General features: G+C 70.6%; 13 protein-coding genes. 4 read left to right on the forward strand and 9 right to left on the reverse strand.

Going from position 1 to position 18,773, the window contains the following annotated elements:
• Positions 1–15 precede the first annotated feature (15 nt).
• Positions 16–1,167, forward strand: coding sequence for a polysaccharide deacetylase family protein (locus tag MEBOL_RS36800; RefSeq protein WP_095981780.1), 1,152 nt, complete (start codon positions 16–18; stop codon positions 1,165–1,167).
• A gap of 72 nt (positions 1,168–1,239) precedes the next feature.
• Entirely contained in the window at positions 1,240–1,836 is a 597-nt protein-coding gene (locus tag MEBOL_RS36805) for a Uma2 family endonuclease (protein ID WP_095981781.1), read from the forward strand.
• A 2-nt stretch (positions 1,837–1,838) separates the two neighbouring features.
• Here the strand turns inward: MEBOL_RS36805 and MEBOL_RS36810 are convergent, their stop codons facing one another.
• From MEBOL_RS36810 to MEBOL_RS36840, 7 genes are all read right to left on the reverse strand, one after another.
• On the reverse strand, positions 1,839–2,873 hold the full coding sequence (locus tag MEBOL_RS36810; protein ID WP_095983234.1) for a GspE/PulE/PilB domain-containing protein: 1,035 nt from the start codon (positions 2,871–2,873) through the stop codon (positions 1,839–1,841).
• 180 nt (positions 2,874–3,053) lie between these two features.
• Positions 3,054–3,680 (reverse strand): pentapeptide repeat-containing protein, encoded by a 627-nt coding sequence (locus MEBOL_RS36815; protein ID WP_095981782.1) that lies wholly within the window; start codon positions 3,678–3,680, stop codon positions 3,054–3,056.
• A gap of 11 nt (positions 3,681–3,691) precedes the next feature.
• A complete protein-coding gene (locus tag MEBOL_RS36820; protein WP_095981783.1) occupies positions 3,692–4,711 on the reverse strand; it encodes a hypothetical protein in 1,020 nt (339 codons plus the stop codon).
• 57 nt (positions 4,712–4,768) lie between these two features.
• Complete coding sequence (locus MEBOL_RS36825; RefSeq protein ID WP_157823890.1) at positions 4,769–9,532, reverse strand: HYR domain-containing protein; 4,764 nt, start codon at positions 9,530–9,532, stop codon at positions 4,769–4,771.
• Positions 9,533–9,622: 90 nt separating this feature from the next.
• A complete protein-coding gene (locus MEBOL_RS36830; protein WP_095981785.1) occupies positions 9,623–12,349 on the reverse strand; it encodes a bifunctional acetate--CoA ligase family protein/GNAT family N-acetyltransferase in 2,727 nt (908 codons plus the stop codon).
• A 97-nt stretch (positions 12,350–12,446) separates the two neighbouring features.
• The gene (locus MEBOL_RS36835; RefSeq protein WP_095981786.1) at positions 12,447–14,534 is read right to left on the reverse strand and encodes a hypothetical protein; all 2,088 of its coding nucleotides are present in this window, start codon (positions 14,532–14,534) and stop codon (positions 12,447–12,449) included.
• 50 nt (positions 14,535–14,584) lie between these two features.
• Complete coding sequence (locus MEBOL_RS36840; RefSeq protein ID WP_095981787.1) at positions 14,585–15,031, reverse strand: DUF2267 domain-containing protein; 447 nt, start codon at positions 15,029–15,031, stop codon at positions 14,585–14,587.
• A 186-nt stretch (positions 15,032–15,217) separates the two neighbouring features.
• Between MEBOL_RS36840 and MEBOL_RS36845 the strand changes: the two genes are divergently transcribed.
• Together MEBOL_RS36845 and MEBOL_RS36850 are read left to right on the forward strand one after the other, a co-directional pair.
• Positions 15,218–15,751, forward strand: coding sequence for a protein-tyrosine phosphatase family protein (locus MEBOL_RS36845; protein ID WP_245920215.1), 534 nt, complete (start codon positions 15,218–15,220; stop codon positions 15,749–15,751).
• A gap of 16 nt (positions 15,752–15,767) precedes the next feature.
• The gene (locus tag MEBOL_RS36850; RefSeq protein WP_095981788.1) at positions 15,768–17,546 is read left to right on the forward strand and encodes a hypothetical protein; all 1,779 of its coding nucleotides are present in this window, start codon (positions 15,768–15,770) and stop codon (positions 17,544–17,546) included.
• Between the two features lie 25 nt (positions 17,547–17,571).
• Here MEBOL_RS36850 and MEBOL_RS36855 read toward each other — a convergent pair whose 3' ends face one another.
• Positions 17,572–18,384 carry a hypothetical protein gene (locus tag MEBOL_RS36855; RefSeq protein WP_095981789.1) on the reverse strand — a complete coding sequence of 271 codons (813 nt, stop codon included), beginning with the start codon at positions 18,382–18,384 and terminating at the stop codon, positions 17,572–17,574.
• On the reverse strand, positions 18,381–18,770 hold the full coding sequence (locus MEBOL_RS36860; RefSeq protein WP_095981790.1) for a hypothetical protein: 390 nt from the start codon (positions 18,768–18,770) through the stop codon (positions 18,381–18,383). Before MEBOL_RS36860 ends, MEBOL_RS36855 begins: the two co-directional genes overlap by 4 nt.
• Positions 18,771–18,773 lie beyond the last annotated feature (3 nt).

Raw genomic sequence — 18,773 nt, forward strand, 5'->3', positions numbered from 1 at the left:
TCCGGAACCCACCCCATGCGCTCACGTTCCCTCTCGTCCCTCGCCGCGCTCGCGCTCCTTCCCGTTCTCACCACCGCCTCCACCGCCCGGGCCGCGGGCCCCAAGGAGGTGGCGCTCGCGGATCGCTCCCTCTGGCCCGGACACCTGCGCTCCCCCCAGGACTTCGATCAAGCCTCGCGCGCGGAGAACCTGGTGTTCGCCCAGGTGCTCGGCGAGCTGGAAGCCCGCTCGGCGGAGTTTCCCACCCTGCTCGGCGTCAAGCAGGTCCATGCGGAGTCCGTGCGCCGCTGGCTCGAGCAGATGAAGGCCACGGTGGCCACCAATCTGCGCACGGCCCGCGCGACATGCGGCGCGCCCTCGGAGCTCGGGTGCGCGGAGGAAGTCCCCACCGCGGCCAACGTCGTGCGGCAGGGGGGCGCGTTCGTGGCGAGCCTTCCGCCCGAGTACAAGGCCTGGCTCGCCATGGACGAGCGCTTCTACTCCGTCTACGCGAAGGAGCAGCTGCGGCTGGCGGCGCTCTTCCCCTCCCCCACCAGTGAGATCCTCACGTTCGGCGAGGGAGAGGACACGGGCGCGCAGTGGCCGGACCGGCGGTTCCTGCTGACGTTCGACGACGGTCCCACGCCGGCGGGTGGCGGGACGGATCGGCTGGCGACGCTCCTGCGCGCACGCCAGGCCAGCGGCATCTTCTTCGTGCTCGGAGACGCGCTCAAGGCCCGCCAGGACAAGACGAGCGCGGCGTCCCTGAAGGCGCTGTACGAGGGCCAGTGCGTGGGCTCGCACGGACAGAAGCACGCGTCGCACCAGAAGATGGCCACGTGGAAGGAGTCCTTGGAGGAGTCCCGGACGCGCGTGGCGGACCTGGGCCTCGCGGGCACCGGCAAGGTGCTCTTCCGTCCTCCCTATGGGCAGCGCACCGAGGAGCTGACGCGGTTCCTCGCGAGCCAGGGCAGCCAGGTGATGCTGTGGAACATCGACTCGCAGGACTGGAACGCCACCGTGGCGCCCGGCCCCACGGGCGACCGCGTCATCACCCTCATGCTGCTGTGGCGGCGCGGCATCGTCCTGTTCCACGACGTGCACAACAAGGTGCACGAGGCCGTGCCCCGGCTCCTGGACTTCGCCCAGGCCACGGGCCTCCAGTGGAAGGATTGCCACTCGCTCTAGCCGGGGGACTACCGCTCACGTCAGGCCCCTGGGTATGATGGGAGAAGTCAGGTGGCGTGAGCGGAGGCACGGATGAGCAAGGGGAAACGGGCGGCGACCTACGAGGACATCGAGGCGCTGCCAGTCGGATGGGTGGGGGAAATCCTGGGAGACGAGCTGGTCGCCTCGCCGCGACCGGCGCTGCCACATGCCCGGGTCGGTGCGGCGCTCTGCGCCTTGCTGGGCATGGCCTTCGACCTGGGACAGCCGGAAGCGCGCGGGGGCTGGTGGATCCTCTACGAGCCCGAGTTGCACTTCGGCCGGGAGGTGCTCGTTCCGGACCTCGCGGGGTGGCGCCGGGAGCGGGTCCCCTCGCCCTCCTTCATGGACGAGCCCCACACGTCCGTGGCCCCGGACTGGGTCTGTGAAATCCACTCCCCGGCCACGCGCGTCATCGATCAGGAGCGCAAGCTGCCCGTCTACCACCGCGAGAACGTGGGCCACGTGTGGTTCATCGAGCCGCGGATCCGCACCCTGGAGATCCGACGGCGGCGCGAACGCGGCTGGCACCTCGTCTCGCGGCACGAAGGCGACGGAGAGGTGCACGCCGAGCCCTTCGACGCGTTCGCGCTGAGGCTGGGGGCGCTCTGGTTGCCTCGGCCCATGCCCCCGGTGAATCGGGAGGCGTGAGCTCAGCCCGCCCGGCGGCTCGGCGTCTCGTGGCCCGCCGCCAGGTGCTCGCGCAGGGTGTCGATCAACGCGTCCGCGCAGAGGGGGCCCGAGAGGAACGAGTGGGCGCCCAGCTCCCTGGCCCGCTCGGCCTCGCGTCCCCGGCCCGCCACGACCAGCCGTGCCCGGACGCCCTTGCGCTTCACGCTCTCGATGGATTGCAGCGGCGTCAGCACTACCGTGCGCTCGCCCGCCTTGCGCACGTCCTCGGTCCGCGCCACCCGCGCCCGCAGGCCCGACTCCTCGAGCAGCCGCATCAACCCGCGCGTCGCTCCCGAGCCCCAGCCGTACACCCACACCTCCGGCTCGCGCGTCTTCCTGGGCAGGGCCACCAGCACGCGGGGCATCTCCCGCTCGGTGAGCCGCGCGTCCAGCGGCAGCTCGTCCGTCAGCGGCTTCATCACGGGCAGTCCGTGGCCATCCTCCACGCTCATCTCCGACTGGCGCTGGAGCAGCCCATCGAGCATCAGGCACTCGGCGCGTCCGTGCACCAGGGGCAGGGCCTCCTCGGCCTCGGGGAGCTCGATGGGCTCCACCGGCCGCTTCGCGCCCACCAGGTGCGGGTAGTAGAGGCGCTCGATGGCCTGGGAGATGGAGGCGTCCGTGGCCAGCACCGACACCACCCGCGCCTTGCCGGTGACGCGCGCCACCTCGTCCAGGGCGAGCGGATCTCCCGGCGCCTCGGTGGCCACCACCAGCACCGAGTCCCGAGGGCCTTCCTGACGCAGGGGGATGACCCGGCAGGACTCCGCCACGTGCACCGGCAGCACGTCCACCAGATCGCGATCCAGGACTTCCGCGTCCAGGTCCACCGTGGGCAGCTGAGCCTGCTCCGCCATCAGCGCCAGCACCTGCTGGGCGGTGCAGAAGCCCAGGTCCACCACGACCTGGCCGAGCGGCACGCCCCACTTGTGGTGGACGCCCAGCGCCGCGCGCAGCTGCGTCCCGTCCACGAGCTCGCGCTCCCGAAGCAAATCCCCCAGCCTTTTCTTGCGCATCACCATGACCCTCGGGGCAAGAGACCCACCCGAGGGGCGTCAATGCGTCCGGCGTGCCAGCGCTCCGCGAGGCCCGGCTCCCGTGATTTCAAGAGGTTGGCGGCGGGAGCACGGAGTGGAGGTGGTTATAACGCTCACCAGGTGGTGACAAGTGTCACCACTCATTCGACGGGACGGCGATCAGTAGACAATGCAGTCGAACCGCTCAATGACCGCCCTGAGCGCGTCCTCGGTGGTCTCGCGGCGCCTGGCGAGGGTCGGGGCATGGAACGTCACGGCCATTGTGGAGGGAGGATCCCTGTACTGGCCCTCCACGATGATTGGGCGAAAACCTCCCGGCCACTGGACGCTGTTGAGTTCGCGGGCTCGCCCGATGGGATCCAGGAGGGTGAAGCAGGGCCACTTGGGAAAGCGAAGGGTGGCGGGGTCACAGCCCATGATGCGGCAACCATCCAGGCGGGCCTCGCTGAAATCGCAGTCCTCGATGGACCCGTGCTTTGCCCTCTCCGAGTAGCTGGGCCAGTGCCCGAAGTCGCAGCCCGACAGGCGCCCCTTGAACCGGCACCCCTTCAGGGATGCGAACACCCACTGCTGGTGGTTCTTCAGTTCCTGCTTCACCTCGAAAGTGCAGTCGATGAACCGAGTTCCCTGGTCGAAGATCAGGTTCCTGCCGGAGACCTTCAGGACGAGGGTGCAGTTCCTGAATGTCACATTGGAACCAAGGAAGTAGAGCGACCCCTTGTCCGTCAGCTCCAGCCGCTCGTTTTCGATTTCCCGGTCCTCGTAGAAGACCTTGTTGTAGAGCACCCGCCGCCCTCTCAGAAGGTGAGCATCCGGAAGAACTCGCCCGCCATGCGTCGGCCATGCCGCGCGAGATTCGACTCCGTACCCGAGAGAATCTCGTATTTGAAACCTCCCGGGGCTTCCACATCCACTCCCTTGTTCCGGCTGAAGTTGTAGAGGTGCTTGAACTGACGGCTGACCTCGTTCTCCACGTAGCGCCCCCGGGCCTCGCGCTCCAACAGCCGCGCCAACCAGTATTCGCTGAGGCCCAGGTAGCCCATCAGGATGAGGGTGGGGCTGGCGGCCACGGCCTTGGTGGTTGGCTCGGGCACCACCCACATCATGCAGTAGAGGGCCACCGTCCAGACGACCAGCGAGACGAGCGCCTGCACGTCCAGCAGCTCGCGTCCCAGGGCCGCGCGCGTCTCGTCGAGCACGGTGCCCAAGGCCAGGGCCAGGGCCAACGTGCGCCGGTCATCCGTGCGCAGGAAAGACCCGTCGTCCAGCAGGCCCAGGCAGTCGCCGCCGCCCTGGTGCACACACCACTGGAGGTACTTCTCCCTCAAGGCTTCATCCGCCACGGGGGTGAGGCGAACCGGGCCGTCCTGCTGCTCCGGCACGAGGGTGAAGCCCTCGCCTCGATACGACTCCAGATTCCAATCTCCCGTGCTCGCGACCGTCTCAATGTCTTGTGGCTGCTGCCGCGAAATGCTCAGCAGCTCGTGGGCGGCCTCCTTTGGAGTCCTCCGCGCCAGCCGCACATCGAGCGAGAGGCGCAGGAAGGCCCGCTGGAACTCGGCCTTTTTGATGGGCACCGGCCGGGTGGCGACGGCGCCGGGCTCCATGAACTCCACGACGTACACGGTGGCAGCCACACGCGCATTCGATACCGGTGGGGGCGTGAGTGAGTTGTCGCGGTGGCCCGCGAGGAAGCTTCCCCGTGAGGTACCCGTGGCGCACGCGGACTGCAGGAAGAGGACAATAAGGACCCAAGCTCCGAGGAAGGGGCCCAACCGCACACCTATAGGGTGAGCATCACGAAGACGGGGGGACATGGCGCACCTCCACTCCATACACCTGACGCAGCAAGGCGAACCACCCGGGACATTCCCTCACCCCGTCAGGGAGTCGCGACGGCGGCGCGCCGCCACCCAGGACAGCAGGAGCAAGGCCGCCCCGCCGAGCCCATCCGACGCCGCCGCCCCACACCCGCATCCACCGGTCGGCAAAGGCTCCGCTCGCGGCTCGGGGAGTGGTTCCGGAAGGGGCTCCGGCAAAGGCTCGGGAAGAGGCTCCGGGCTGTCTCGCGTCACGCGCACCCGGAAGGCGCAGGTGGTGCTGTTACCGGCGGCGTCCGTGGCGGTGGCCGTCACCTGGGTGTCGCCCAGGGGGAAGTGCCCACCCGAGGGCGCGCTGAGCTCGACCCCGGGCGTGGACACCGCGTCCTCGGCCGTGGGCGCTGGGTACTCCACGACGCCGCCTTCGTCGGAGGCCGTCGTCACCGAGACATCGGCCGGACACACGAGCGAGGGAGCGGTGGTGTCCCGCACGGTCACGTCGAAGGAGCAGGACGCGGCATTGCCCGCCTCGTCCGTGGCGGACACGGTGACGGAGGTGGTGCCCAGGGGAAAGAGGCTGCCCGGCGCGTGGGTGGAGGACACCGAGGGCGCGGACACGGCATCCCGGGGAGGCGGCAGGGAGAAGACGACCGGAGCCCCGGAGGGTCCCTGGGCCTCGACGACGAACGGACCCGGACACCCCACCTCGGGCGCCACGGAGTCGTGCACGGTGACCCCGAAGTCACAGGACACCGAACGGCCCAGGCCATCCGTCGCGGTGACGGTGACCGGGGTGGTGCCCAGGACGAACCGCGTGCCCGAGTCCTGGCTGTAGCCGAGCGTCAGGGGCTCGGCGCCGGTGGCGGTCGCGGGCGGGTAGCTCACGAGGGCACCCGAGGCATCGGTGGCCTCGGCCTCCATTGCCTCCGGGCACGTCACCTGGGGCGCGGGGGGCAGGCGCACGGTGACGGAGAAGCCACACGCCGCGGCATTGCCCGCTTCGTCCCTGGCCTGGACGGTGACGAGCGTGGTGCCCAGATCGAAGTGCGAGCCGGAGGCCTTGCTGTAGGCGAACGAGAGGGACGACGACACGGCGTCCGTCGCGGAGGCCAACGGGTAGCTCACGGTGGCCCCCGAGGTGCTGGTGGCCTCCACCTGGAGGTTCGCGGGACAAAGCAGCGTGGGCGCGGTGGTGTCGCTCACGGTGACGGAGAAGCCACACGACGCGGCATTGCCCGCCTCATCCGTGGCCTGGACGGAGACGGGCGTGGTGCCCATGGCGAAGTGCGAGCCAGACACGGGGCTGGCGTCGACCGTGACGGACGACACGGCGTCCGACACGGTGACGGGCGGATAGTTCACGGTGGCCCCCGTGGCCTCCGTGGCCTCCGCTCGCAAGGGGGCGGGACAGCTCAACGTGGGCGCGGTGGTGTCGCTCACGGTGACGTCGAAGGAGCAGGACGCCGCGCCGCCCGCGCTGTCGGAGACGGTGGCGGTGACGGACGTGGTGCCCAGGGAAAACCGCGTCCCCGCCTCCTGGCTGTAGCCGAGCGTCAGGGGCGGAGTCCCTCCCGTGGCGGTCGCGGGCGGGTAGTTCACGGTGGCCCCCGTGGCGGCGGTGGCCTCGGCCTGGAGCGTCGCCGGGCAGCTCACCCGCAAGGGGATGAAACACGTGCCCGAGCCACACGTCCCCCCCGCGCACGCGCTGTTACAACACACCCCGTCGACGCAGTAGCCACTCGTGCAGGCCGCGTTGCTCGCGCACTTCGCGCCGTTCACCGGGTCCGACACCAGCCGCATCCTGCCGCGAAGCTGGCCGGACGCCGTGTCATACGACTCGTACGCGACCAGGAACCGGCCCTGCCCCCACGAGGCGATCGCCGGAGGCGCCGCGTTCACATAGGACGCGGTCATCGTGTCGATGAGGAGGGCCGTCGTATCCAACCGGCTCCCATCCGGCTTGAAGCGAATGCCCTCGAGCCGGTTGACGGATCCAACGGACTCCCAATACGCCAGCAGGTAGTACTGGCCGTCGAAGCCCAGGCCGGGAAAATTCTGGAAGGAGCTGGTGCCCGAGAACAGGACGAGCCCCGCCGCATCGAGTACCCCGCCATCCGATGCCCTCACCCGCGTCCCCCGGAGATCCGGCTCCCCGCTGAAGCGCTTGGTCTTCCACACCGTCAGGAAGTTCGTCCCGTCGAACGCCACACGAGGGGCCAGCTGGGCCACCGAGGGCGTGCTGATGAAGGGCGTGCTCCCGCTGTCGAGCACCCCGCCATCCGACGCCCTCACGCGCGCCCCATGGATGTTGGAGATGAAATAGGGGTTGCGGCTGTCCTCCCATATCACCAGGAAGACGCCGCCGCCGAAGGCCACGTCGAGGTGCCATTGCGCACGGACCGCGCTCGACACGACCAGCCCGTCCGGATCCAGGATGACTCCGTCCGAGGCACGGATGCGCGCGCCATGCACGTCCACGGAGTTGCCCGAGTCCACGGCGTTGCGCGAGTCCTCCCACGCCACGAAGTAGGTTCCCTCGCCAAAGGCCACCCTCGGCCGGGCCTGATCCCTCGGCGCGGCGGCCAGGACGAATCCCTGGGGATCGCTCACCCCTCCATCCGACCCCCGTACCCACGCGCCCCGGACGTCCAGGCCCGAGGTCGTGCTGTTCCGGGCGTCATCCCACACCACGAGGAACCGGCTCCCATCGGACGCCACGGAGGGAGAGGTCTGGGCCCCCGCTCCCTGGCCGATGGGAATGCCCAGGGGATCGAGCACCACGCCATCCGAGGCCCGCACCCGAACGCCGTAGATGTCGAAGGTGCCCTCGCGATCGCGGGAGTCGTTCCACACCACGAGGTAGACATCCCCGCCCTGGGCCACGGCGGGCGCCTTGACCTGGTTCAACAGGGTCGTCACCAGGAACGGAGGCGTGTCGAGCGGGGTCAGATCCGAGGCCCGCACGCGCGTGGCGTAGAAGCTGTTGCGGTTGTTGCGGACATCCCGCCAGAGCACCAGGAAGTTCGTTCCATCGAACGCCACCGCGGGTGACAGGGTGGCCGTCGTGCTCACCTCGGAGAGGGGCTGGGAGGCCGTGTCGAGCACCACGCCGTCCGTGCCAACGCGAACCCCCTGGAGGGTCCGGGTCGTACCGGCCGGCTCCGTGAGGTGTTCCCAGAGCACCAGGAAGCGGCTCCCATCGGAGCCCAGGGCGAAGTTGCCTCCGTAGAGCCGGTTCGCGGGAGCGGTCGCGATGGGAATTCCCGAGGCGTCGAGCACCGCGCCATCCGAGGCACGAACGCGTGTGCCGTAGAGCTCCGACACGGAGGCGTCGACCCGCCGGTCATCCCACACCACGAGGAAGTGGCCCCCGGCGAAGGAGACGGCTGGGTAGGCCTGCGCCCCCGGACCCTTGGAGAGCTCCAGGATGCTGCCGAGCTTCGCCCCACTCGAGGCCTGGACCCGGACGCCCTGGATGTCATGCCCGGTCACGCTGTCCGCGACGGTCCAGGCCAGCAGGACGGTGCTCCCGTCGGTGGCGAGGGAGGGCCAGTACACCGTGCCGGGGGCGAGGAGGATGCCCGAGCTGTCATACACCGAGCCCGAGGTGCTCACCCGCGCGCCGTAGAGGCCAGGGGCACTGGAGCGCGCGTCCTTCCAGGCGACGAAGTAGTAGCTGCCCGCGTAGGCGACCATGGGCTCGGACTGATCGGAGCTGGCGACGGTGGAGATGCGGATGGGCGTGGTGTCGATCGCCTTTCCCGTCGAGCCCTTCACTCGCGAGCCATAGATGTCATAGCCCTGGGCCGAGCTGACATAGGTCTGCCAGACCACCAGGAAGTCGGTCCCGTTGGAGGTCACGGAGGGAGCGGACTGCGCCGTCGTGCCGGTCGCCAGGGTGATGCCGTTGACGTCGAGGACCTCTCCCGTCGAGGCCCGCACGCGCGTGCCCTGGACGGTATAGCTGCTGGAGTAGCTGTTCTCCCACACCACCAGGTAGAGGCCGCCCGCGTAGGCGATCTCGGGCCGGTACAGGCTGCTGCTGGTGGGCGCGGGCACGGGATTGCCCGGGCCGATCTCCGGGGAGATGACCGGATCGAGCACCGCGGGCCAGGCCGAGTCCTCCAGCACCGCCTCCGGCACGCGCATCACCAGGGCATCGCCCTCGCGCACGGGCTCCACGGCGGTGCGCACGCCGCGAGCATCCACCCACGTGGCCTTGCCATAGCGCACCCCCAACCCCGAGCGGCGATCCACGAAGTGGTGCCCCTGCTCCGTGGGGCCCACGTACTCGAGGCCCGAGACCTCCACCCGCACCTCGAGCGCGCCGCTCCCCGAGGGCTTCGAGGCCAGTTCCCAGCGCTGCTCCAGGCCCTCCTCGCCGTTGTGCAGCACCTCCACCACCGGCCCCCGGCGCAAGGCCAGCGCGCCGTCCTCGCGCACCGACACCCGCGCCGCCTCGGCGGACAGCGGCTGGCCGCCCCGTGAAACCGACGTGGTCCGCACCCGCAGGGGCTCACCCACGACGGAGGACAGGGGCCGTGCGCTCCGGGCCTCGGGCCAGTGCCGCGGCGAGAAACGGACGGTCCCGTCCTCGCCCACACGGACAGCGTAGGTCTCCTGGCCGCCCGTGAAGCCGCCCTCCCCGGCCCGGAAGGCCTGGTTCACGCGGCGGATGATCGCTGGGAGATCCAACGGGGGCGAGACGTTGGCGGAGACAGGCTCCTCGGGGGGAGCCTCTTGGGGAAGCTCCGTGGGAGCGCAGGCGGAAACGAGCAACGCCACGCAGCCGAGCACGGTGGCGAGAGGAAACTTCACGGGGTGATGGCTCATGGGGAGGTGTCCGGGGGAACGCCGCCGGACAGCCTCCATCCTACGCCAACGGACCGACGCGCAACGAGGGGGGGCTCAGTCCAGCACCTTGACGGCCTTCACCATGTCCTCGCCCAGCTCGCCCGGATGGATGCGGAAGCCGAGCTTGCGGCAGACGTGCTGCATGGCGCCGTTGTGCGAGAGGATGTCCGCCACGATGCAGCGCAGGCCCCAGTCCTGGCCCACCTTCACCAGCCGTCCCAGCATCTCCGTGCCCAGGCCCTGGCGCTGCACCGTGTCGCTGATGAGCATGGCGAACTCCGCGTCCTCGGTGCCCGGCAGGCGCGTGAGCCGCCCCACCCCGAGCACCGAGCCATCCGCGCGCGTCGCCAGGAGCGCCATCTCGCGCGCGTAGTCGATGAAGCAGATGCGCGCCAGCCGCTCGTGCGCCACGCGCTGGTCCAACTTCATCATCCCCGCGTAGCGCAGGAACACGGACTGCTCGGAGAGCGTCTTGTGGAAGTCCACCATCCTCGGCTCGTCCTCGGGCCGGATGGGGCGGATGAAGAGCTCTTCCCCGTCCCGGGCCCGCCACCGGTCCACGTATTGCTGCGGGTACGGGAGGATGGCCAGCCGCGGCAGCTCCGCCTCCGTCACCTCGGGGCCGTGCAACACCACGCGCGCGTCCAGCGCCACCAGCCGCTCGTCCGACGCGAGCAGGGGGTTGATGTCCACCTCCTTGATGAAGCGCTGCTCCACCACCAGCTGGCTGAAGCGCACGAGCAGCTTCTGCAGCTCCCCCAGGTCCACCGGCTTGCGTCCGCGCACGCCGCGCAGGGCCTCGTGGATGCGCGTCTGCTCCATCATCCGCCGCGCGAGCGTGGTGTTGAGCGGCGGCAGCGCCAGCGCCCTGTCCTTGAACACCTCCACCAGGACGCCTCCGGCGCCAAACAGCAGCACCGGGCCGAATTGCGCGTCCAGACTGCTGCCGAGGATGAGCTCATACCCCTCCAGCTTCACCATGGGCTGGACCGTCACGCCCTGGAAGGCATTCGCCTGGCCCAGCTCCTCCAGCCGCTGGCGGATGCCCTCGAAGGCCGCGCGCACCGCCGCCTCCGTCCTCAAGTCCAGACGCACCCCGCCCACGTCCGTCTTGTGGGTGATGACATGGGAGTGCAGCTTGAGCACCACGGGGAGGCCCAGCTCCCGGGCCTCGCGCACCGCCTCGTCGGCGCTCGTCGCCAGCCGCGTCTCCACCGTGGGAATCCCATACGCCGCGAGCAGCCGCTTGGACTCGTGCTCCGTGAGCAGCGTGCGGCCCTCGCGCCGGGCCTCGCGGATGAGCGTGCCGGCCTCCTCGCGCCGCTCGGGCTCCTCCGTCAGCACGGGCGTCTCGTACAGCGCCGCCACGTTGTAGCTGTAGCGCCACATGTAATTGAAGATGCGCGCGGCCGTGTCCGGGTAGCCGAACGTCGGAATGCCCGCGTCGTTGAGGATGCGCTCGCCCGCCGCCACCTCCGAGCCCCCCATCCAGCTCGCGATGACGGGTTTGCCCAGCTTCGCGTAGGGCTTGAGCCGGTCGGCCGTCTGCGTGGGCTCGGTCATGTCCTGGGGCGTGAGGATGACGAGCAGGCCGTCGCTGTTCTCGTCCGCGCCCGCCACCTGGAGCGCCCGCGCGTAGCGCTCGGGGTCCGCGTCGCCCAGGATGTCCACGGGGTTGGAATGGCTCCACGCGGCGGGGAGGAAGGTGTCGAGCTGGGCGCGCGTGGAGTCCGACAGGCGCGCCAGCTCCCCGCCCCCCGTCACCAGCGCGTCCGTGGCGAGCACGCCCGGGCCACCCGCGTTGGTGAGCACCGTGAGGCGCCGGCCCTCGGGACGGGGCTGCCGGGCGAGCACTTCCGCCATGTAGAAGAGGTCCGCGATGGAGTCCACGCGCAGCACGCCCGCGCGCCGGAAGGCCGCGCTGAGCACTTCATCGCTGCCCGCGAGCGAGCCCGTGTGCGAGGCCGCCGCCGCCGCCGCCTGCGCCGTACGCCCCGCCTTGATGACGATGATGGGCTTGTGCTGCGCCACCTCGCGCGCCGCGGACAGGAACGCCCGCGCGTCGCCAATGGTCTCCATATAAAGGAGGATGCTGCGCGTGCGCGGATCGTTCCCCAGGTAGTCGATGAGATCGCCCCACCCCACGTCCATCATCGAGCCCAGGGACACGATGGTGCTGAAGCCCACGCCCTCGCGCATGCTCCAGTCGAGGATGGCGGTGAGCAGCGCGCCACTCTGGCTGACGAAGGCCACGTTGCCCGTGCGCGCCATGGAGCCCGCGAAGGTGGCGTTGAGCCCCGTGGGCGGCCGCATCACGCCCAGGCAGTTGGGGCCGATGACGCGGATGCGCGCCTCGCGGGCGATCTTCATCACCTCGCGCTCCAGCAGTGCGCCCTCCTCGCCCACCTCCTTGAAGCCCGCGGAGATGATGATGACGTTCTTCACCCCCACCTCGGCGCACTCGCGCATCACCTCGGGCACCGTGACCGCGGGCGTCGCGACGACGACCAGCTCCACGGGCTCGGGCAGCGCGCGCAGGGAGGGCCACGCCCGGATGCCCAGCACGTTCGGGCGCTTGGGATTGATGGGATAGACGGTGCCGCCAAAGGGGCTGCTGATGAGGTTCCAGAGCAGCGTGCGGCCCACGCTCCCCGGCCGCTCGCTGGCCCCCACCACCGCCACGCTGCGCGGCGCGAACAGGGCTTCCAGGGGATGGCGGCCTTGGAGGTGCAGCAGGTCGTACGACGGATCGTTGGGCGACGGACGAGAGGGCTGTGCCATGACCCCGTTCTCGTCCGGCCCGCCCGCCCGATTCAACCCTCCATCGGAGAGACCCGCCCAAGCCGTCACATGGCGGGCAGTAGCGGGAATGAACGACTCAGGGCCGCGCCTCGGGCAGGAGCCGCCAGACGACGCCGTCCCCCGAGCGGTTGCTGGCCAGGGGCTGGAAGAGCTCCGGGTGCTCGGCCATCCACCGGGCCTCGATGGGCCGGGGAGGCAGCGTCACCACGGCGTCCACGTCCGCCTCGCGCAGCCGCCGCAGCCACGAGGCGTAGTCCGCCCCGGCGATCGTCCTCGGCCGGGCGTAGTCCCGCACGACACCGTCCGGCGACACCGGCACGTAGGTGAGCGTGTTTTGCAACCGGCTGCCCAGCAGCGGGTACCAGTACCAGTTGTGTCCCGTCCCGTCCCACCCCGCCGAGACGGCGAGCCGCCGGGGGGCCTCGCCATCCAACTCCTCCCACAGAGGCCAGCTCGAGACATAGCGCCGCCCGAGGGGATGCAAGTCGAAGGACGCACCGCGCGCGGCCGAGGCATAGAACTCGTAGCGCAGGGCCTCGCGGGTGGTGGCGATGGGCACCCAGGCCACCCCGAGCAGCATGGCGGCCAGCCCCGCGCCCCAAAGGGGCCCCGCGCGCCGGAAGGCCACCGCGCTCACGCCCAGCGCCAGCACGAGCGGCGGCGCGACCCGGAGCACGCCCATGAGGTCCACCATGCTCCAGCCCCGTGGCAGCGCGAGCACGCCCTGCACTCCGAGGCATACCCACAAGGCGATCCGCATCCGCTCATTCCGGAGCAGCGACACGAGCACCACCAGCACCGCCAGCATGGGCAGCAGGAAACGCGCCGAGGAGTCCACCCAGACGGACCACAACACCGGACTCATGGCGCCCAACACCGTGCTCAGCGCGCAGACGAACACCCCGAGCACCCCGCCCTCCCGCCGCCGGACGGCACGCCCCGCGACCAGCAGCCCCGGAACGCCCAGCAACAGCGCGGGGCCCAGGCCCAGCTGATCCGTGCCTCCGGAAAAGGAAGAAAACAGGAGCGCCTTCACGACGCGCGCGGCCTGGACCTCGGGCCGGCCGAACAGCTCGCCCGAGTGGATGGCGGCCAGCTGCGCGTTTCCCTCGGACAGGTGCACGCCCGCCACCGACAGCGGCCAGGGATACAGGGGCGAGCCCGCGCTCACCCACATCCGCAGATAGGGAAGCAGCCCGAGCACCACGCCCGACATGACGAGGAGCCCGGAGAGGAGCCCGGAGCCGAGCGACGGCCGCGAGCGCAGGGCGTGAAAACCCATCAGCGCGAGCCCCAGGCAGAACACGGGCAGTCCTCCGGGTTTGATTCCCGCGAGGACGCCCAGGGCCAGCACCGCCACGGCCCGTTGGGACGCGTGCCCGGGGCGCCAACTCCTCACCAGCGCCGCCATGCCCAGCAGGAACAGGGCCAGGAACGTGTTGTCCACGTAGGCACTGGTGAGGCTGTTCACCGCCGCGGGAAGGAAGGCCACCCCCAGCGCCGCGGGAAGGGCCATGCGCCGACGCGCGCCCAGGGCTCTCGCCAGGGCATGGGCCCCGACGAGCACGCTCACCCAGATCAACAGCCCCGCCACGGCGAGGAAGCCATCCCCCGAGCCGGGCAGCATCGCCCAGGCCCACAGCGCGTCTCCGTACGGAAGGAAGAACTGGTAGTAGCCCCAGGCATCGGGTGCGAGCAGGGGCTCGTTCCCACCCGTCTGGACCCAGCGTCCCGCCTTCACCAGGTGATAGGTCAGCGAATCCCAGGCGAGCGGTGGAGCGGCGAGCCCTCGCGAGAACCGGGCGCCGAGGATCAACCCCAGGCCCAGGAGCACCCACCGTTGCCCGCCCTGGAACAGACCGCGCGCCAGCACCCAGGCCCGCTTCGCATCGACGCGCGCCGCCCTCGCCGCCCGTGCCCGTCCTCGAACCGCCAGGAGCGCCGTCAGGAGCACCCAGGCCCCGAGGGCCACCTCCACCCGGAAGAGCCCCAGGCTCGTGAGCAGCTCGAACAGGGCGAGGAGCAGCCCGTACGCGAGTCCCCCCGCGGCGCCCAGCCGTGCCGACCCCCTGGCTCTCGGGTCCAACTCCAGCGCGAGCAACCAGGCGCTGGAGAGGCAACAGGTCAGCAGCAGAAGCCCGAGGACGCAGGAGAGGAATGGCATGAAGGGCGGACGGACTCTACGTCAGCCGCCGCGACCGCACGACCCACATGTTAGTGGGCGAGGCGCCAGAGTTCCCGCAGGTCGGCGGGCAACTGTCCCATCACGTCCTCGATCTCCCCTTCCGACACCTGCTCCCGCACGGCGGCGAAGACGGCCCGGATCTCCTTCTCGGCCTCGAAGGCATCCACGCCCAGGTCCTCCGAGACCATCTCGATGAAGTCCTCCTTGCCGAACTTGCTGGCCGGCTTGCCCATGTGCCGCTCGCACCGCAGCAGCAGCTCCCGGAGCTTCGAGGGCAGCTGGGCCTCCAGGTGCGCCGCCTCCTCGCCGAAGAGCCGCTGCTCCAGCACACAGAGGACCGAGACGGCGGCGCGCTCGGCGTCTTCCTCGTTCATCTGCCCAATGGTGCCGAGGCTGCTCAGGAAGGCCTTGTAGGTCTGGCTCCTTCGCATCTCCCTGCGCTGCTCGCGCGGACTCAACTGGTCCAGGTCCGTCATGTTCGTCTCCCGGGGCTGACGTGGGCGTCCCACGTTGTCCTCACGACGTTGTCCATGCCCACCCGGAGCGCGCAACGGCCGCTTCATTGTCTGACCACCAACGTCCAATGCCCGCCTCTCGCCCCGCCCCTTCTCATCGCGGCCCCGCTTCCTATGCTCCAGGTCCCCGCGAGGAGGCCCCGCGTGATGCTCGAAAGCCTGGAGATGAACCTGGACTGGGTGACCCCCGAGCTCATGGTCGGCGGCCGCTTCCCGATGGAGGCCGCGGCCCATCTCGCCCAGCGGCTCGGCATCCGCTGCGTCGTCGACGTCCGGGTGGAGTGCCGCGATGACGAGGAGGTGCTGCGCGCGCACGGCATCACCCTGCTGCACCTGCCCACCGTGGATCGGTGCGCCATCAGCCTGCCGATGATCCGCGATGGCGTGGCCTGGGTGGGCGAGCGGCTGGCGCGCGGGGACAAGGTCTTCATCCACTGCGAGCACGGCATTGGCCGCAGCGCCTTGCTGGCCCTCTGCGTGCTCGTCTCGCGGGGGTACGCGCCACGGGAGGCGCTGGCGTTGGCCAAGCGGCAACGGCCCAAGGTCTCCCCCAGCCCGGAACAACTCGAGGCCTTCCTGGCCTTCGCGCGGGAATGGAAACAAGCCCATGCGGCCGCGTGGGCCGTGCCCGTCTTCGACGAACTGGCGGCCATCGCCTACAGCCACCTGCGAACGTCCTAGGGACGGAGAGCCACGCATGCTCGTCTATGGAGATCGCCCTCGCGCGCGGGCGCCCGGCGACATCCTGGCCGACCTGCGCCGCCAGATGACCGCGGCCGAGGCCCTGCCCGAGGGCATCCTCCGGCACGCGGCCCTGGCCCGCCTGTTGATCGACGCGGGCATCCTCGCCCAGGGGCTCCTGGATGCCGGGTTCGAGCGGGCCGGCCACGACGAGCACGGCCCCGCGCAGGAGCGCGCCCTGGCCCTGCCGCTGGCGGCGGCCCTGGCCCTCCGGGACTCACACCGCGGGGGTTACCTCGGCCCGCTCCCCCCCCTTCCCTGGGACGCGCTCTCGGCGCTCGAGCGTGCCCGGTTGCCGGACACGGTCACGCTCAAGACGCCCGAGGGCTATGCCTATTACGCCCTCTACCCGGAGGCGTACCTGGAGGCGGCGCGCGGCGTGCCCCCCGGGGAGGTGCCGTGGGTCATCGGCATTCGCGGCATCGGCACCAGCCTGGCCTGCGCGGTGGTGGCGGGAGTGGGCGGCACCCACGCGCCGATCACCGTGAGACCTGGCGGACCACCCTTCCAGCGCGAGCTGCGCCTGGGCCCAAGGCTCGAAGCGGCCCTGCGGCGGGCGGCGCCAGCCACCCCCTTCGCCCTCGTGGACGAGGGTCCCGGCCTCTCGGGAAGCTCCTTCGGCGCGGTGGCGGACACGCTCGAACGCCTGGGCGCGCCCACGGAGCACCTGCGCTTCTTTCCCAGCCACCGGGGCGACCTCGGCCCGATGGCGAGCGAGGCGCACCGCGCGCGCTGGACGCGGGCCCACAAGCACACGGTCGACTTCGAGCGCCTGATCCTGTCTCCCGATGACCCGAGGCACGCGCTGACGGCGTGGGTGGAGGATCTCTGCGGACCGGCCCTCGGCCCCCTGGAGGATCTGGGGGGTGGCGCCTGGCGGCAGCGGCATTTCCCCCGGCGGGAGGACTGGCCCGGCGTCCACGTGGGGCAGGAGCGGCGCAAGTACCTGCTGCGGACCGCGCGGGGCACCTTCCTGCTCAAGTTCGCGGGGCTGGGCGCTCGCGGGGAGCACGCGCTCGAGCGCTCACGGACGCTCGCCGACAGGGGATGGGCGCCAGCCGTGCTGGGCCTCCGGCATGGCTTCCTCGTGCACCGCTGGGAGGCGGAGGCCAGGCCCCTCTCCGCCACGGCCTTCGATGCGCGCGCGCACCTCCCCCGAATCGCGGCCTACCTGGCCTTCCGGGCCCGTCACTTCGCGCGCCCGGGTGGAGGCCACGGCGCCAGTCCCGCCCAACTGCTCGAGATGGGACGCCACAACACGCGCGAGGCGCTCGGCGAGGATCGGGCCCGGTCCTGGTCTCGCTGGGAAGACGCACTCACCCACCTGTCCGCCGAGATGAACACGGTGGAGACCGATGGCCGCATGCAGGCCTGGGAATGGCTCGTGAGACCCGACGGCGTCCTCCTGAAGACGGACGCGGTGGACCACCACGACGCACATGATCTCATCGGGTGCCAGGATGTGGCATGGGACATCGTGGGCGCCAGCGTGGAGCTCGGCCTCGGGCCGTCGGAACAGAGCGCACTGGCGGAACTCGTCTCACGGTGGGGGCCTCGTCCGGTGAGCGGCGCGCTGCCGCGCTTCTACCGGCCGTGCTACCTGGCCTTCCAGCTCGGCCATCATCAACTCGCCCTCCAGGCGCTCGCCACCCAGGTGCCCGCGGAGGCCGAGCGCCTTCGCGCCGCCGTCCGGCGCTACGCACGGGCGCTCGAGCGGGAACTCGACGCCTTGTAGGGGCTCCGCGCACGGGCACACCCGATCAACACCTGAGCAGCGGATGGGTCATGGCCAGGGTGAGCAGACCCAACGCCGCCGCTGTGAAGGGCACGATGCGGCGCGGGCTGATGAGCAGGAACGCCAGGTGCGTGGGGAGCGCCAGGGCGAGCGTGAGCGGGACGGGAAGCAACCCCATCGCACCCAGGCCCAGTGCGAGCTCCACCCCGGCCGTCAGGATCGCGGCGAGCCGGCCCGCGAACAGGACGGACGGGGTGGAGAGCAGGTCCGCCAGCAGCGGCAACCGCACCAACCGGAAGAACTCCCGGTTGCCCGCCGCGGCCTGGTAGGCGCCGAACGCCAGACCCTCGACGATGACCCGGCCCGACATGAACTGCGCGGAGCGCACCTTGCGGATTCCCGCCACCAGGTAGAGCTGACTGGCGAAGAACGAGGCGAACATCCCCGTGAACCGCGCCGAGGACGGGTACCCCATCAGCGCGAGCGCGAGCACGGCCATGCACATGGACGTGTAGCGGGCATGGTGCAGCCGGCGATCCACGAGGATCCATCCGAGGATCGCGCCGCAGGACGCGAGCGCCACGCCTCCCGCCATCGCGCGGCCAAGCCAGGGCGCCGTCACCAGGAGCCCCGCTGAACCCAGCCATCCCAGCCAGGCCCAGCGCCACCGAGAAACAAGCTCGCTCGCCGTGGTGGGACCCAGCCCGGGTCGATACACACACACACCGACACCCGCCCCCAGGAGGTGCCGGTAGTCGACGAGGATGAGCGCCGTGTACCACCCACATGCCAGGGCCAGACCGAGCGACGCGAGGACGACTCCCGGCGGCGCGCTCATGGGCTGGGCATGCGCCGCAGCGCCTCGGTGAGGTGTCGCAGCTCGGTGCCGCGAGGCAGGGGCTCCGCCACCAGACGCCGCTGCTCCGGGTCATAGACCACGGACCAATGGCCCCCCGAGCCGATGATGAATCCCTTGAACGCAATGGACGGAGGGGTCTGTTCGACCATCCGGCGCAGCTCCTCCAGGGAAAGGGAGTGGCTGTCCGGCGCGAGCCGCAGCTCGGCGTAGCTGGGAATCCGGGGGCCGCCCTCCCCCTCCGTCCAGAGAAAGCCCTTGGTCGAGCTTGAATACATCCCCCACGAGAACGGCCGGGTGGGCCGCGTCGTGGCGCCCCACAGGACGAACAGCGCCAGGAGAAGGAGAAGCACGAGCGAGAAGATCATGTT

The organism is Melittangium boletus DSM 14713 (genome assembly GCF_002305855.1).
Taxonomy (GTDB): domain Bacteria; phylum Myxococcota; class Myxococcia; order Myxococcales; family Myxococcaceae; genus Cystobacter; species Cystobacter boletus.